Annotated in this window: 13 protein-coding genes; 6 read left to right on the top strand and 7 right to left on the bottom strand. The window is 69.3% G+C overall.

The window, feature by feature from the left end; translation table 11 throughout:
- Positions 1–53 precede the first annotated feature (53 nt).
- The 4 genes from AABA78_RS33800 to AABA78_RS33785 are packed head-to-tail and all read left to right on the top strand — an operon-like array spanning position 54 to position 4,252.
- A complete protein-coding gene (locus AABA78_RS33800; protein WP_338269526.1) occupies positions 54–1,073 on the top strand; it encodes an alpha/beta fold hydrolase in 1,020 nt (339 codons plus the stop codon).
- Positions 1,074–1,081: 8 nt separating this feature from the next.
- Positions 1,082–1,990, top strand: coding sequence for an AraC family transcriptional regulator (locus tag AABA78_RS33795; protein WP_338269524.1), 909 nt, complete (start codon positions 1,082–1,084; stop codon positions 1,988–1,990).
- 15 nt (positions 1,991–2,005) lie between these two features.
- On the top strand, positions 2,006–2,428 hold the full coding sequence (locus tag AABA78_RS33790; protein ID WP_338269522.1) for a VOC family protein: 423 nt from the start codon (positions 2,006–2,008) through the stop codon (positions 2,426–2,428).
- 33 nt (positions 2,429–2,461) lie between these two features.
- Positions 2,462–4,252 (top strand): alkaline phosphatase D family protein, encoded by a 1,791-nt coding sequence (locus AABA78_RS33785; RefSeq protein WP_338269521.1) that lies wholly within the window; start codon positions 2,462–2,464, stop codon positions 4,250–4,252.
- On the opposite strand, the gene sitI6 is transcribed toward AABA78_RS33785, so the two are convergent.
- From sitI6 to AABA78_RS33765, 4 genes are read right to left on the bottom strand one after another with little or no spacing between them, the layout of a single operon-like run.
- Complete coding sequence (gene sitI6 / locus AABA78_RS33780) at positions 4,249–4,974, bottom strand: SitI6 family double-CXXCG motif immunity protein (RefSeq protein ID WP_338269519.1); 726 nt, start codon at positions 4,972–4,974, stop codon at positions 4,249–4,251. The genes AABA78_RS33785 and sitI6 overlap by 4 nt on opposite strands.
- Before the next feature lie 29 nt (positions 4,975–5,003).
- Entirely contained in the window at positions 5,004–5,654 is a 651-nt protein-coding gene (sitA6, locus tag AABA78_RS33775; RefSeq protein ID WP_338269517.1) for a SitA6 family polymorphic toxin lipoprotein, read from the bottom strand.
- Positions 5,655–5,702: 48 nt separating this feature from the next.
- Positions 5,703–6,176: an SRPBCC family protein gene (locus AABA78_RS33770; RefSeq protein ID WP_338269515.1), complete on the bottom strand. Its 474-nt coding sequence runs from the start codon at positions 6,174–6,176 to the stop codon at positions 5,703–5,705.
- A gap of 41 nt (positions 6,177–6,217) precedes the next feature.
- Positions 6,218–7,087, bottom strand: coding sequence for an NmrA/HSCARG family protein (locus AABA78_RS33765; RefSeq protein WP_338269514.1), 870 nt, complete (start codon positions 7,085–7,087; stop codon positions 6,218–6,220).
- 104 nt (positions 7,088–7,191) lie between these two features.
- On the opposite strand from AABA78_RS33765, the gene AABA78_RS33760 reads away from it, so the two are divergent.
- A complete protein-coding gene (locus AABA78_RS33760; RefSeq protein ID WP_338269513.1) occupies positions 7,192–8,085 on the top strand; it encodes a LysR family transcriptional regulator in 894 nt (297 codons plus the stop codon).
- 11 nt (positions 8,086–8,096) lie between these two features.
- Here the strand turns inward: AABA78_RS33760 and thrA are convergent, their stop codons facing one another.
- Positions 8,097–10,553, bottom strand: a complete 2,457-nt coding sequence (thrA, locus tag AABA78_RS33755; protein ID WP_338269512.1) for a bifunctional aspartate kinase/homoserine dehydrogenase I — start codon at positions 10,551–10,553, stop codon at positions 8,097–8,099.
- Positions 10,554–11,011: 458 nt separating this feature from the next.
- Between thrA and AABA78_RS33750 the strand changes: the two genes are divergently transcribed.
- Entirely contained in the window at positions 11,012–11,296 is a 285-nt protein-coding gene (locus AABA78_RS33750) for a hypothetical protein (RefSeq protein WP_171420755.1), read from the top strand.
- Between the two features lie 65 nt (positions 11,297–11,361).
- Here AABA78_RS33750 and AABA78_RS33745 read toward each other — a convergent pair whose 3' ends face one another.
- Positions 11,362–12,885 carry a M16 family metallopeptidase gene (locus AABA78_RS33745; protein ID WP_338269511.1) on the bottom strand — a complete coding sequence of 508 codons (1,524 nt, stop codon included), beginning with the start codon at positions 12,883–12,885 and terminating at the stop codon, positions 11,362–11,364.
- A 2-nt stretch (positions 12,886–12,887) separates the two neighbouring features.
- Positions 12,888–14,294 carry a M16 family metallopeptidase gene (locus AABA78_RS33740; RefSeq protein ID WP_338269670.1) on the bottom strand — a complete coding sequence of 469 codons (1,407 nt, stop codon included), beginning with the start codon at positions 14,292–14,294 and terminating at the stop codon, positions 12,888–12,890.
- Positions 14,295–14,354 lie beyond the last annotated feature (60 nt).

Genomic DNA, 14,354 nt, shown 5'->3' with positions numbered 1-14,354 from the left:
ATGTCCCGGTCACACTGCCGTTCCCGCGCGTCCCGTTCCTTCCAGGAGACCCCATGTCCTCCGTCCGCGTCCCCGCCCTGCTGCTCTCCGCCCTGTTGCTCTCCGCTCCGGCCGCGAACGCGCAGGAAGCGAAACGCGCGCCAGAGGCGCTGGGCCTGGGCATGGAGGGCTACCCCTACCCTGCCCCCATGCGGTTCCTGCCCGTCAAGCTGGAGGGCCAGGACCTGCGCATGGCGTACATGGACGTGAAGCCCACGGGCAACGCCAACGGGCGCACGGTGGTGCTGCTGCACGGCAAGAACTTCTTCGGCGCGTACTGGAAGGACACCATCCGCGTCCTCACCGGCGCGGGCTACCGCGTCGTCGTGCCGGACCAGATTGGCTTCGGCAAGTCGTCCAAGCCGGCCATCGCGTACAGCTTCCACACGCTCGCGTCGCTGACCCGGCAGGTGCTGGAGGAGGTGGGCGTGAAGCAGGCCGCGGTGGTGGGCCACAGCATGGGCGGCATGCTCGCGACGCGCTTCGCGCTGATGTACCCGGAGGTGACCACGCAGCTGGTGCTGGAGAACCCCATCGGGCTGGAGGACTACCGCGAGAGCGTCCCGTGGAAGTCCACCGAGGACCTCTACCAGGAGAACCTCCAGGCCACGGAGGAAGGGCTGCGCAAGTACCAGCGCGGCTACTACGTGAAGTGGAAGCCCGAGTACGACGAATACGTCCAGGTCCTCTACCGCCAGACGCTCAGCGGCGAGTACCCGCGCCTGGCCTGGGTCTCCGCCGCCACGCAGACGATGATCTACGAGCAGCCCGTGGTGCACGAGTTCCCGAACGTGAAGGTGCCCACGCTGGTGGTGATTGGGCAGGAGGACCGCACCGTGGTGGGCAAGGGCAGCGTGCCGCCCGCGCTCCTGCCGAAGCTGGGGCAGTACCCCGCGCTGGGGAAGAAGACCGCCGCCGCCATCCCGGGCGCCACGCTGGTGGAGCTCCCCAACGTGGGCCACATCCCCCACTTCGAGTCGCCGGAGAAGTGGCACGCGGCCCTGCTGGACTTCCTGCGCAAGGGCTCGAAATAGTCCTGCGCATGCATCGCGTCCGGGTGGTGCGCCACGCGTCCGAGCGGGGCGGTTGGGAGATGGCGCTGGCCACGCCGCCGCCGGCGCTGGCGCCGCTGGTCCGGGACTACTGCGGCTATCGCGAGGCCATGCCCCAGCCGATGCGCCGGCAGGAACTGCCCGGCGTGCAGGTGGTGCTCATCCTGGAGTTCGGACCGCTGCTGAAGCACCTGGACGACGCGGGCCGGGTGACGCGCCACCGCTCCGGCTTCGTCGCGGGCCTGGACGAGCGCTGGAGCACCACCGAGCACGGCGGCGTGTCCCACGGGCTCCAGGTGAACCTCACGCCCCTGGGCGCCCGGAGTGTCTTCGGCGTGCCCATGCACGAGCTGTCTCACCGCGTGACGGGCCTGGAGGACCTGTGGGGAGGCGAGGCGCGGCGGCTGGTGGAGCAGCTCGAGGAGGCGCCGGACTGGGAGACGCGCTTTGCTCGCGCGGACGCCTTCCTCCTCCAGCGCGTGGAGCGCGGGCCCAGGGTGGAGGCCGGGGTGCGGTGGGCGGTGGAGCGCATCCAGCGCACGGGAGGCCAGGTGGACATCGCCACGCTGGCGGGTGAGCTGGGCCACAGCCACAAGCACCTCATCCACCAGTTCCATGAGCAGGTGGGGCTGCCTCCGCGAAGGCTGGCGCGCCTGCTGCGCTTCGACCGGGCGGTGGAGCGCATCAAGGCGGGAGGTCCGGTGCGCTGGGCGGAGCTGGCGGTGGAGCTGGGCTACTTCGACCAGGCGCACCTGAACCGGGACTTCCGCCAGTTCACCGGGGGACCGCCGTCCGCCCTGCTGCGCCGCTCGCTCCCCGACGCGGGGGGCTTCGAATCTGGCTCGCAGGTGAAATCCGTACAAGAAGCGGCGGAGGGGGATGGGCAGGATGCGCGGTGAAAGGAAGACCTCGCCATGTCCATGCCCCTGCCCAGCATCTATCCCTTCCTCCACTACGCGGACCCGGAGGCCGCCCTGCGCTTCCTGAAGCACGCCTTCGGCTGCGAGGAGCGCGTCGTCTACCGCAAGCCTGACGGCGCCCTGGCCCACGTGGAGCTGACGTTGGGCCACGGGTTGGTGATGTTTGGCGGCGCGGAGGGTGGCCGGCTGAAGATGGCCGCGTCGAACCAGGTACCGCTGAAGAACCAGGGCATCTACGTGGTGGTGACGGACCCGGATGCGCTGTACGCGCGAGCGAAGGCGGCGGGCGCGAGCATCGCCATGGAACTGCACGACACGGACTACGGCTCGCGGGACTTCAGCGCGCTGGACCCCGAGGGGAACATCTGGAGCTTCGGCACGTACCAGCCGCTCGCGGTGACGCCGCCCAAGGGGTGAGACAGGAGGGGGCGTCCATGCAAGGCTTTCCCCATGAAGCTCTTGCTGGGACCCATCCTGTACGCCAGGGCGCAGGCCACGCCGGACCCGAAGTCCCACGACGTGTGGAGCTTCTTCGTCAACGTGTTCCTCGACAGCACGTCGGCGAAGAAGCCCCCGGCGTTGCGGCTGTGTTTCCAGGACGTGAAGGGCAAGCGGGTTGCTGTATTCGACGAGGTGAAGGCCGCCGTGGACTTCACCGCGTTGCCCAAGAACACCCGGGGCGTGGTGTGGCGCTGGGAGGTCGTCCTGCCGCGCAAGGACGTGGCCCAGCGGCTGTCGTATCAGTTCGAATCACCAGACACGCCCGGCGTGCCGGTGACCTTCGAGCGTCCACCGCCGCGAGACGACCGGCCGTGGTCCTCCACGGTCATCCCGCCGGAGCCGCTGGTGGTGTCGGATGTCGTCATTCCGGCGCGGGGTGTATCGCCGAACATCGCGTTCTTCTCCTGCAACGGCGCCAGCCGTGCGAGTGATTGGAGCGACCTGGCGCAGCCCTTCGCGCTCTGGGAGCGGATGCTGCAACACCACCTGAAGGACCCGGTGGATCCAGCGAAGACGCCGGGGTTCCAGCTGCTGCTCGGGGGTGGGGATCAGCTCTACGCGGACTCGCTGCACAACACGATGGATGTGTTGAACGCGTTCATGAAGCTGCCCCGTTCGGAGCGGATGACGCTGCCGGTTCCGGACGGGCTGGCGGAGCGCCTGCTCGTGGAATACGTCTGGCTCTACCGGGAGCGGTGGGGCGGGAGCCAGGGCATCGCGCCGTTGCTCGGGCGGGTGCCGGGCCTCTTCATGTGGGACGACCACGACATCTTCGACGGGTGGGGTTCGCACGAGGAGCTCCAGCAGGCCCCCTGGTACCGGGCCCTCTACAGCGCGGCGGCGCGGGCCTTCGAGGCCTTCCAGAGAGGCTGGCTGGAGCAGCCGGCGGAGGCGCGCGAGCCGGACGACCGGGGCGTGACGCAGCCCGTGCGGCACTACTTCCAGACGTTCTGTTTCTCCACGGCGGACTGCGACCTGGACGTGGTGTTGCTGGACCTGAGGAGCGGGCGGACCAGCCGGGTCATCGACACGGAGGACGCGCATCCGCAGTCCGAGTTCACGGTGATGAGCCGGTCGCAGTGGGACGCGTTCGACGCCTGGCGGGAGGAGCACCGCCGACGGCCGGAGAACGGCAAGAAGGCGAGGCACGTGCTGGTGGTGTCGTCGGTGCCGCTGGTGCACCTGCGCTTCGGGCCGGCGATGGAGCGCATGAGCGGAGGAGGCGTCGGCCTGCGTGACGACCTGTTGGACCAGTGGGAGTCCGCGGTGCACCGCGGCGAGCGCACGCGGATGTTGATGAACCTGTTCTCGCTGGCGAAGAAGTCCTACTGCGCGGTGACGGTGTTGTCCGGGGACGTGCACGTGGGGGCCAGGGCGCGGGTGCGTTCACGCAACCCGGACCACCTGGTCCCGGCGCTGGGCACGGTGGGGGAGGTGTTCATCGAGCAGGCGACGTCGTCGCCCATCGTGCACCCGCCGCCGGGGTGGCTCGCGTTCAAGGGGATGCTGGCGTTGTCGGAGGGTTCGAGGGAGGACCTGCCAGGGTTCCTGCACACGGAGCTGTTGCCGGTGGGCAAGGAGCTGTACCTGCGGGACCGCAACTGGCTGTCCATCCGGTTGGAGCGGCCCAAGCACCACGACACGACCGCGCGTCCGAAGCTGTGGGTGAAGTGGATCGCGGAGAAGGAGGTCCTGCCCATGGAGGTGGTGGTGGAGCCACCGCCCTTCCCCACCGGTTAGCGGACCGGGAGTTCGCGGAAGGAGATGCCCGTCCATCCACCCTGCTCCACCGCGTCCTTGAAGCGGTCCGTGCCGATGATCATGGTGCTGAAGTTGTCCAAGCGGAACAGGTCCCTGTCCGTGGGCAACGAAGCGCCGTCGAGGATGGGATCCTCCGGACGGCGGAAGCCCTGCCGCCCACAGGTGGGACAGGGCGGCTCCAGGTCGGGAGGAAGGCAGTCCCGGTGCAGCAGGCCGCGCGGTTCGATCTGGAGCTCGAGGATGTCCGGAGGCGTCTTCTTCCGGAACCGCAGCTCCGTCTTGCATCCCAGCAGCCCACGGATGCCCGCTGCCTGGAGGCCGTCGAGCGTGTCGCGGCGGATGAGCATGAGGGATGTTCCCTGCCAGGTGAACGGTCCGAACTGACCGGAGGCCTGACCTGTGAGCGGACCGAAGCTTGTCCCGGGAGGGAGCGATGCATCCGGTGGCACCAGTGGGCGCACCAGTTCCCGGAGACGGACAAACTCGTGAAACGGCTCGGGCCGGGGCTCTTCGAACTCCTGGTGCTGTGGGATGAGTGAAAGGTCCACGGCGGGGTATTGACGTCCCCATCCACTCCACGTCGCACCGCAGCCTGGGCAATTCTTGATGCCGGGCAAGAACCATTTGTGCGTGGCATCAAAGTCTCCGCTGTAAAGGGAGGTGGCTGCTTCGTCGTCGCGGAGCCAGAAGAAGGGGGGCATGGACCGTCAGGCCTCAGATAGATGAAGGCTCAGTTGTACTGCTGGATGGGACCACCCAGCAGTTGGAAGCGATAGATCAGTTCCCCGGCATGCTTGAAGATTTCCTCTTGAGGGGCGCCCCCGTTCGTATCCCTGAACTCGCGCCAAGCCTTGTTCCACAGGCCACCCTTGGGACCATCGCTGTGAATACGCCGGTGGACATGCACGGGGATGGGGATCGTGAACTGGTGGATGTCGATGCCCTTCCCCTTGAACCACGCAGCAAGGTCCGGGGCCTGAGGGAAGATGTGGTGCTTCTCGAACCTCCCCGCCGGCAACTGCCGCAGCGGAGGCACGGGCTTGGGGTTCCCATACCAGGGGAACACCATCACCGGTTCCGCGTCCCCCGGTAGGCCCATGCTCCCGCCCCAGTTGCGCCGGGGCCCACTCCCAGGTGCGGGCGCTACCGCCGCGGGTGGTGGACGTGGCGGCAGTCCTCGTGCCAGCACCACCTCCCCGGGCACGTCCTCGCACCGGAAGAAGCCGCAGGCCGTGTCCCCACACACCAGGGTCACACAGGCATCCGCGCTCGCGTCAGCGCACTCCGCTTCGGCTTCGTCCCACCGCTGCTGCAGCGGCGTGCTGGATGCGCACGCCGCCATCCACAGCATCAGTGCACAGAACGTAAGGCTCTTCTTCATGGGGGAAGAGCCTAAACAGGTTCCAGGAGCTGTACCCACTTGTGCTGCTCAGAGCCGGCCCTCGGCGAGCAGCTCGCGCGTCCGCTTCAGCGTCGACAGCAAGGCGCTCTTGTAGCCCTTGTCGCTGCTCATCCACTCCTGCTCGGCGCGCGCCTCGGGGCCGTTCGGCGCTTTGCCTCGCAGGCCGAGGTAGCAATAGAAGCGGAGCTGGAGCGTGCCGTCGGCGTCCTCGAACAGCTCGTTGATGATGGCGCCCTCGCGCGGACCGGTGGACTGGAAGAAGGTGACCTTGCCCTGCGGCTCGAACGTGATGATTTCGCGCAGATCGGCTCCTGCAATCGTGGCTTCACGCACGATGTGAGAGGCACTCTCCTCGACGACGTCACAACGGGTGCAGATGCCGGGCGGGAGGAACAGGCGGGCGTCGCGGGCCTTGAGGACCAGGCCCTTCCAGGCCTGCGCGCGGGTCAGCCGGCTCTCGCCTTCGGGGTTCACCGGGACGGTGGCGGTCGAATGGATCATGAGGGTCTTCCTTGTCGTGAGCGTGGGGTGTCGCCCGGCCGTCAGGCCGAGGTCGCGATCTCGGCGGCGAAGTCGCGGTACGAGCGCAGGGGACGCCCCAGGAGCGCGGTGAGACGCGCGACATCGCCGGCTTCGGGGAGCATTCCGTCGGTGAGGAAGCGTTCGCTCATCAGGCGCATGTCGAACGCCATCCAGCTCGGCATGAACCGCCGGAGGTTCTGCTCGAACCCGGCGGTGTCATCCCCCGGATAGGTGATGGGACGCCCCAGGACCTCCGTCCAGATGCCAGCGACATCCGCGCCGGTCAGCGTGTCGGGACCGACGAGGTTGATCCGCTCGAGGGGGAGCGGGCTGGCCGATTGCTCCCGGCGGAGCAGCTCGATGGCCGCGATCTCTCCGATGTCGCGCGCGTCGATCATGGCGAGGCCCTTGCCGCCAATCGGCATCGGGTAGACGCCATACCCGGTCACCACGTCCTTGATGGTGACGTCGTTGTTCATGAAGTAGGCGGGACGCAGGATGGTGGCATTGAGGCCCATCTGCTCGATCATCCGCTCGACGGCGAACTTGCCCGCGAAGTGCGGCACGTTCACGTAGCGGTCGCTGTGGATCACCGACAGGTAGACGATCCGCTGGATGCCCACCTCGCGGGCGATGTTGAGCGCGATGAGGGCCTGCGTGAACTCGTCAGGCACCACGGCGTTGAGCAGGAAGAGCGTGGAGACGCCCGAGAAGGCGCTCCGCAGCGAGTCGATGTCGAGCAGGTCGCCCTGCACGACGGTGACGCCCTTCGGGAAACGAGCCTTCGCCGGGTCCCGGACGAGGGCGCGCACATCTGCGCCGCGCTGGATGAGCTGTTCGACAACGTGACGGCCGACGGTGCCAGTGGCGCCAGTAACGAGGATGGTCATGGGAATCACTCCGGTTCGGGCTGCGAGACACCCATAAACTAGCGTTCCAGATTCAAACCGATAGCTGCTAGTTTGAGACGGGTCGTCTCACTGGTGGAACACTCATGGACCTGCTGGCTCTCGCTGATTTCAACCTCGTCGCCCGACACGGGGGCTTTGGACGGGCCGCACGCGCAGCGGGGCGCCCGAAGGCGACCCTGTCCCGCAGGGTGGCGGAGCTCGAGGCCGCCCTCGGCCTGCGACTCATCGAGCGCGGAGTGCGCACGCTGAAGCTCACCGAGGAAGGGCGGGCGCTCTTCGAGCGAACGGGGGCCTTGCTGACCGAGCTCGACGAGACCGCGGCGGAGATCGCCTCAGGTGGGGACAGGCCGAGAGGCAGGCTGCGTATCAGCGCGCCGTTGCTCTTCTCGCAGACCGCGATGGGGAAGCTCGCGGCCGGGTTCGCGCTGAAATATCCAGAGGTCCGGCTCGAGGTCACGACGGAGGACCGGACCGTCGACCTGATAGAGGAAGGTTATGACCTGGCCATTCGCGTCAATCCGGATCCGGATGAGCGCCTGGTCGGACGAGCTTTTCTGCGCGACCGGCTGGTGGTCGTCGCGAGCCCGAAGCTCGTCAGGCCGGCGAAGCACCTCGCTGTCGCGGCAGTCGTACGTGGCGCGAGCGACGGCGGTGCAGCCTGGAATGTCGTGGCGCCCACCGGAAAGACACGCATCGCGGTCGAGCCAGTCCTTCGCCTCTCATCGCTCATCATGGTCCGCGATGCTGTCCGAGCGGGTGTCGGCGCCGCGCGCCTCCCGATTTCGCTGGTGGGTCACGACCTGGCCACTGGAAGGCTGGTGCATTGGGGGGATGTCGAGGGGCCAGAAATCACGCTGTGGACGCTCTATCCGTCGCGGCGGCTGCTGAGCGCCCGTGTCTCCGCCTTTCTCGACTATTTGAAGGAAGCCTTCCCCGAAGGAAAGCCGGAGGAACTGGCGGCCTATATCGGGGAATGAAACACATACGCTCAGGGCAACGGCCCCTCCACCAATCGCAACACATCCGCGAGCACCCCCGCCGCCGTCACCGCCGCTCCCGCGCCGTACCCTCGAATCACCAGCGGCGTGGGGCTGTACCGCTCCGACAGGAAGCTGAGCGCGTTCTCGCCGCCCTTCACCGCCGCCAGTGGATGCTCCAGCGGCACCGGCACCAATCCCACGCGCACTCCCTCCGGTCCCACGCTGCCCACGTAGCGCAGCACCTTGCCTTCCTTCCGGTGCGCGTCCACCCGCCTCTGGAAGAGCTCATCCGCCTGCGGCAGCCGCGCCAGGAACTCCGGCAGCGGGCCCTTCGCGTCGAACTCCTCTGGCAGCAGCGACGCCAGCGCGACCTCCTCCAGCTCCAGCGTGCGGCCCAGCTCGCGCGCGAGGATGAGCACCTTGCGCGCCACGTCCGTGCCCTCCAGGTCGTCGCGCGGGTCGGGCTCCGTGAAGCCCTTCTCCATCGCCGTGCCCACCGCCTTGGACAGCGGCACTCCGGCCTCCGTCAGCCCCAGGATGAACGACAGCGACCCCGACAGGATGCCCTCCACCCGGTGCACCGTGTCTCCCGTGCGCAGCAGGTTCTTCAACGTGTCGATGACCGGCAGCCCCGCCCCGACGTTCGTCTCGTAGAGGAACCTCCGCTGGTGCCGCGCCGCCGTCTCCCGCAGCGCCCTCCAGTGCTCCTGCCGTCCCGCGTTGGCCTTCTTGTTCGCCGTCACCACGTGCAGCCCGGACGCCATCAGCGCGGGATAGCCCAGCGCCACGTCCTCGCTGCTCGTGCAGTCCACGAAGATGGGCCGGCCTGGCCTGCGCGCCTTCGCCCACGCGCGGAACGTGTCCAGCGTGAAGCCGGACTCGCTCGCGTCCAGCCGCGCCTTCCACCCGTCCAGCGCCACGCCCTCCGGCGCCACCAGGCTGTGTCTGCTATTGGCAATGGCACACACCCGCAAGTCCAACCCATGCGCCCGCAGCTTCGGCGCCTGCTGGTGGATCTGCCGCAGCAGCTCCCCGCCCACCGTGCCCACGCCCGCCACCAGCAGCTCCACCACCTCCGTGGTGCCAAAGGCCTTGCGGTGCACGTGCGCCATCGCGCGCGGTCCGTCCTCCCGTGAAATCACCGCGGAGATGCTGCGCTCGCTGGACCCCTGCGCGATGGCCGCGATGCTGCAATCCACGTCCGCCAGCGCGCTGAAGAACGTCCCCGCCACGCCCACCCGGTGCCGCATCCCGTCGCCCACGATGCTCAACACCGCGAGCCCCGGCTGGTGCTCGATGGGGTCCACCTTCCCCGCCTCGCGCTCCACCTCGAACGCGTCCTCCAGCGCCAGCACCGCCCGCGTGGCCTCCGCCTCCCCCACGCAGAAGCTGATGGAGGACTCGCTGGAGCCTTGCGTAATCAGCACCACGGAGATGGACGAGCGCGCCATCGCCTCGAAGACGCGCGCCGCCGTGCCCGGCACGCCCTTCAACCCCGCGCCCGCGATGTTGATGAGCGCGATGTCCGGCAGGAACGACAGCCCGCGCACCGGGTGCCTCGACGACGGCGCCGTGGCCGTCACCCGCGTGCCCGGGTGCTCCGGCCGGAAGCTGTTGCACACGCGCACCGGGATGCCGCGCTCCCTCGCGGGGGCAATCGTCTTCGGGTGCAGCACCTTCGCGCCGAAGTAGGCCAGCTCCATCGCCTCCTCGAAGCTCACCTCCTCCAGCGCGAACGCCTCCGGCACCAGCCGCGGGTCCGCGCTGAAGATGCCGTCCACGTCCGTCCAGATCTCCAGCAGCCGCGCATCCAGCGCCGCCGCCGCCAGCGCCGCCGAGTAGTCCGACCCACCCCGCCCCAGCGACATCGTCTTGCCGCGCGCGTCCCCTCCGAAGAACCCCGGCATCAACAACAGCCCCGGCCCCCCTTCCCGCAGCGGCGCGAACCGCGCGCGGATCTCCTCCGCCCGGGGCGTCGCCTGGAGCGGGTCCCCCGTGCACACCAGCACCTGCCTCGGGTCCACGCTCACGGGCGCCAGGCCCCGCGCCTCCAGCAGCGCCGCGAGCAGCAGGCACGACGCCCGCTCCCCCAGCCCCGACAGGTGCGCGAGCACCGACGGCGAGCACTCCCTCAGGAGCCCCACGCCCTGCAACAGCCCTCGCAACTCCACCCCCAGCGCCACCAGCCCCTCCGCCAGGGGCCGCGTCTGCGCGGGCTTCAGGTCCGCGCTCAGCGCCCTCGCGATGGCGGAGTGCGTTTCGTCGAACCGGGCGCAGGCCTCCTGCACGGGCTCGCCCTCCTGCGCCACCCGCGCCGCCTCCACCAGCAGGTTGGTGATGCCCGACACCGCGGACGCCACCACCATCACCCGCTCCGCCTTGCGCGCCTCCTCCACCAGCGCGACGACGCCGCGCATCCGTTCCGCATCCCCGACACTGGTGCCACCGAATTTCATCACGCGCATGACACGGCCTCCTCGCGGAACGGCGGGACCTGGTGGCGGGAGGGACTTATCGGAAGCGGCGTCATGCGGTTCCTCGGGGTGGCGACGGATGGGGGTGGGGCAACGAAAAAGCCCCGCGCTCGGGAGGAGCGCGGGGCCGGGTTCGGAAGGGGGACCTTCGGGAGGTCCGCTTCGGAAGTCAGGCGGTCCGCGCTCCGCGAGGAGTCAGGCCGGTGCGAGTGCGAGTCTCGGTCATGACGGTCTGGACGCGCGCGCCCACGGAGGACGTCGTCCCCTCGTGCCGCTGGCTGTTCCCGCTGCGTCCGACCATGGAGTCCCCATCCTAGCCGCTCTCGCGATTCCAGGTCAGGGGGCAGGCAGCCAACCCCCCGCCCCACGGTCCCCACGGTGGTCCAGGCGCACGGGGCTGCCGACATTGTGCGGGTGTGAGCTGTCCCACCCCCCTTCAGGAGCAACCCATGGCCACCCGAAAGAAGAGCGACACCGCCCACAAGCCCGGCTTCGCCAAGGACCACGTGGAGCGAGGGCTGGAGGCGGACGACACCAAGCCCCTGTACGCGGACGACGCCAAGCACTCCACCGAGGAGCAGAAGTTCGCCCTCGACAGCGACGGCCCCGTGGGCGGGCCCCGGAACAACCCGCAGAGCGTCCTCGACGACGTGGACGACGAGGCGCGCGAGGAGCGCGGCCGCCTCAAGGCCGAGGCCCGCGAGGCCGCCGACAACGAGCCCACCCGGGAATGAAAAAACCGGGGCCCCGACACCCACGTCGGGACCCCGGCTTCAAACCCACACAGTGAAGCGCTCCGCTACGGGACCGCCTGCTTGGGCGCCATGTCCGACGCCGGCGTCTCCACCAGCGTGAGCTTGCCCAGGTTCAGCGGCGTCACCTGCTCCTGGATGACCAGCGGGTCGCCCACGAGCACCACCTGCATGTTGGCCGGGTCCAGGTAGGACTCGGCCACGCGCTGCACCTCCGCGGCGCTGGCGTTCTCCAGCCCCTCCACGGTGCGCTTGAACTCGTCCATGGGACGGCGGTGGAAGTAGAGCTGCGCGGCGCTGCCGCCCAGGCCCTCCACCGTCTCGAAGGCGCCCGGGAACGCGCGGATGAGCCCTTCGCGCGCGGCGGCCAGCTCCTTCTCCGTGATGGGGTTGGACTTGATGCCGGCCAGCTCCTTGATGAACTCGCTGAGCGCCGGACCCGTCACGTCCTGCCGCACGGCCGCGTACGCGGTGAGCGGACCCACGCCCAGGCGCGTGCCCAGGTGCGCGTTGGCGCCGTAGCTGTAGCCCTTGTCCTCGCGGATGTTCATGTTGAGCCGGCTGCCGAAGAAGCCGCCGAACACCGTGGTGGCCAGCTCCAGCGGGTACTCGTCCGGGTGGCCCGCGGCGAGGCCGGGACGGCCCACCAGCACCACCGTCTGCTCCAGGCCCGGCTTGGGCACCACGCGCACCTGCTGACGGGGCGGCGCGGGCGGCGCGGGCGGCGGCTTGGGCGCCACGGCCCCACCCTTCCACCCGCCGAAGTACTTCTTTCCCAGCTCCACCGCCTGCTGGAGCGTCACGTCGCCGGTCATGATGAGCGCGGCGGCGCGAGGGCCGGTGTTCTTCGCGTAGAAGTTCTTCGCGTCCGCCAGCGTCAGCGCCTCCACCGTCTTCGGCGTGCCGCCGGACGTGTGGCCGTACGGGTGGTCCGCGCCGAACACGGCCTGGTAGTAGGCCTGCTGCGCCAGGAAGTTCGGGTCGCCCATGCGGCGCACCAGCTCACCCAGCTGCTGCTTCTTGCGGCGCTCGAAGGCCTTCGCGTCGAAGGTGGGCCGCAGGACGACGTCCGCCAGCAGGCTCATCACTGCGTCCACGTTGGTCGTGAGCACGCGCGCGCCCACGAAGGCGCCGTCCGGGTCCACCGACATGGCGGGTGACACGCCCAGGTCCGCGAACGCGTTGTCCAGCGCCACCGTGTCGCGCTTGCCCGCGCCCTCCAGCAGCATGCGGTAGGACAGGTCCGCGATGCCCAGCTTCGCGGCGGGCTCCTGCGACACGCCCGCGGCGAAGGCGATGCCCGCGAACACCAGCGGCAACTCCTTGCGCGTGCTGACGATGACGGTGAGGCCGTTGTCCAGCTTCGCCTGCTCGAACGTGGGCAGCACCAGCTCCGGCGACTGGCCGGGCTTGGGCGGCTGGTCGCGGAACGACTCCGCGTCCTGCGCCGGTGTCTGGGATTGCGGCTGCTCGGCCGGGGGCGGCTGGGCGGGAGGCGCCTCCGCGGGCTTCGTGGTGGCGCAGCCGGCGATGGACAGCGTGAGGAGGGCAGTGAGGATTCGGCGGTGCATGACTAGCGGGCCTCCTTGCCCGGAGCGGAAGACGGCGCGGCCTTGCTGGCGGGCGGCACCGCGTGGAGGACGACGCGCGCGTCCGGGCGCAGCACGTCATTGGCGAACTGCTTCACCGAGGCGGGCGTGACGTCCTGGTAGCGCGCCAGGTCCTGCGCGACGTAGCTGGGCTCGCCCACGAACTGGTTGTACGTCTGGAGCGTGTCGGACTTGCTGCCGGAGCCGCCCACGGCCTGCAGGCCCGCCAGCTGGCGCGTGTCATAGCGGGTGCGCGCGCGGACGATCTCCTCCTGCGTGACGCCCTCCTTGCGGACCTCGTCCAGCACCGCGTCGATCTCCTTCTTCAACTGGTCCGTGGTGACGCCGGGCCGGGCCACCGCCTCGATGGAGAAGACGGACTGCGCGCCCTGGCTCTGCTGCGTGGCGTCCACGCTCTGCGCCAGCTGCTTGTCCAGCACCAGCCGGCGGTACAGGCGGCTCGCGCGGCCCGTGCCCAGCGCGGTGGCGAGCACGTCCGCCGTCGCGTCCCCGGGCTTCAGGTACGGGGCGGTGAGCCACGCCATGGAGAGCAGGGGCAGCGTGGCCACCTTCTCGTCGTGGCGGATGACCGTCTCACGCGTGACCTTCACGGGCGCCACGTCCGGGCGCTTGGGCTTGGGGCCCGACTGCAGCGTGCCGAAGTACTTCTCCACCAATGCCTTGGCCTTCGCGGGGTCGAAGTCGCCCACGATGGCGAGCGTCGCGTTGGCGGGCGCGTACCAGGTGCGGAAGAACGCCTTCACTTCGTCCACCGTGGCCGCGTCCAGGTCCTTCATGGAGCCAATCACGTTGCCGGAGTACGGGTGCGGCGCGGGGAACAGCGCCTGCCACGCCTTCTCCTGCGCCTCACCGTAGGGGGCCGTCTCCACGCCCTGGCGGCGCTCGTTCTTCACGACCTCCTTCTGCGTATCCAGCTTCTTCTGCGTGAGCGCGTCCAGCAGGAAGCCCATGCGGTCGCTCTCCAACCACAGCGCCGTCTCCAGCAGGTTGCTGGGCACGGTCTCGTAGTAGTTGGTGCGGTCGAAGCTGGTGGTGCCGTTGAGGTCCGTGGCGCCCGCCTGCTCCAGGAGGCCGATGTGCACGTCGTCCGGCACGTGCTTGGAGCCCTGGAACATCATGTGCTCGAAGAGGTGCGCGAAGCCGGTGCGGCCCGGCTGCTCGTCGTAGGCACCCACGTGGTACCAGACGTTGACGGCCACCACGGGCAGCTTGCGGTCCACGGAGAGGATGACCTCCATGCCGTTGGGCAGCGTGTACTTCTCATACGGGATGGCCAGGTTTTCGCGGCCGGGCTCCAGCGGCTTCGCCTCGGGGGTCTGAGCGAGCGCCGGAAGCCCCACGAACAGGGCCGCTGCGGCGAGGGCCTTCAATCGGGACAAGGTTCCTCCACGGTTCAGGACGGTGCCTCGCGCGCTTAGCACGCGCCCCGG

The organism is Corallococcus caeni (assembly GCF_036245865.1).
Lineage (GTDB): Bacteria > Myxococcota > Myxococcia > Myxococcales > Myxococcaceae > Corallococcus > Corallococcus caeni.
The sequence above is the reverse complement of the archived record's forward strand: the minus strand, read 5'-3'. Positions and strand labels throughout refer to the sequence as shown.

Coding starts and splice junctions, on each gene's coding strand:
- AABA78_RS33750 (WP_171420755.1), top strand. CDS start 11,012: ATGGCCACCCGAAAGAAGAGCGACACCGCCCACAAGCCCGGCTTCGCC.
- sitI6 (WP_338269519.1), bottom strand. CDS start 4,974: ATGCCCCCCTTCTTCTGGCTCCGCGACGACGAAGCAGCCACCTCCCTT.
- AABA78_RS33790 (WP_338269522.1), top strand. CDS start 2,006: ATGTCCATGCCCCTGCCCAGCATCTATCCCTTCCTCCACTACGCGGAC.
- AABA78_RS33765 (WP_338269514.1), bottom strand. CDS start 7,087: ATGACCATCCTCGTTACTGGCGCCACTGGCACCGTCGGCCGTCACGTT.
- sitA6 (WP_338269517.1), bottom strand. CDS start 5,654: ATGAAGAAGAGCCTTACGTTCTGTGCACTGATGCTGTGGATGGCGGCG.
- AABA78_RS33745 (WP_338269511.1), bottom strand. CDS start 12,885: ATGCACCGCCGAATCCTCACTGCCCTCCTCACGCTGTCCATCGCCGGC.
- AABA78_RS33770 (WP_338269515.1), bottom strand. CDS start 6,176: ATGATCCATTCGACCGCCACCGTCCCGGTGAACCCCGAAGGCGAGAGC.
- AABA78_RS33795 (WP_338269524.1), top strand. CDS start 1,082: ATGCATCGCGTCCGGGTGGTGCGCCACGCGTCCGAGCGGGGCGGTTGG.
- thrA (WP_338269512.1), bottom strand. CDS start 10,553: ATGCGCGTGATGAAATTCGGTGGCACCAGTGTCGGGGATGCGGAACGG.
- AABA78_RS33785 (WP_338269521.1), top strand. CDS start 2,462: ATGAAGCTCTTGCTGGGACCCATCCTGTACGCCAGGGCGCAGGCCACG.
- AABA78_RS33760 (WP_338269513.1), top strand. CDS start 7,192: ATGGACCTGCTGGCTCTCGCTGATTTCAACCTCGTCGCCCGACACGGG.
- AABA78_RS33800 (WP_338269526.1), top strand. CDS start 54: ATGTCCTCCGTCCGCGTCCCCGCCCTGCTGCTCTCCGCCCTGTTGCTC.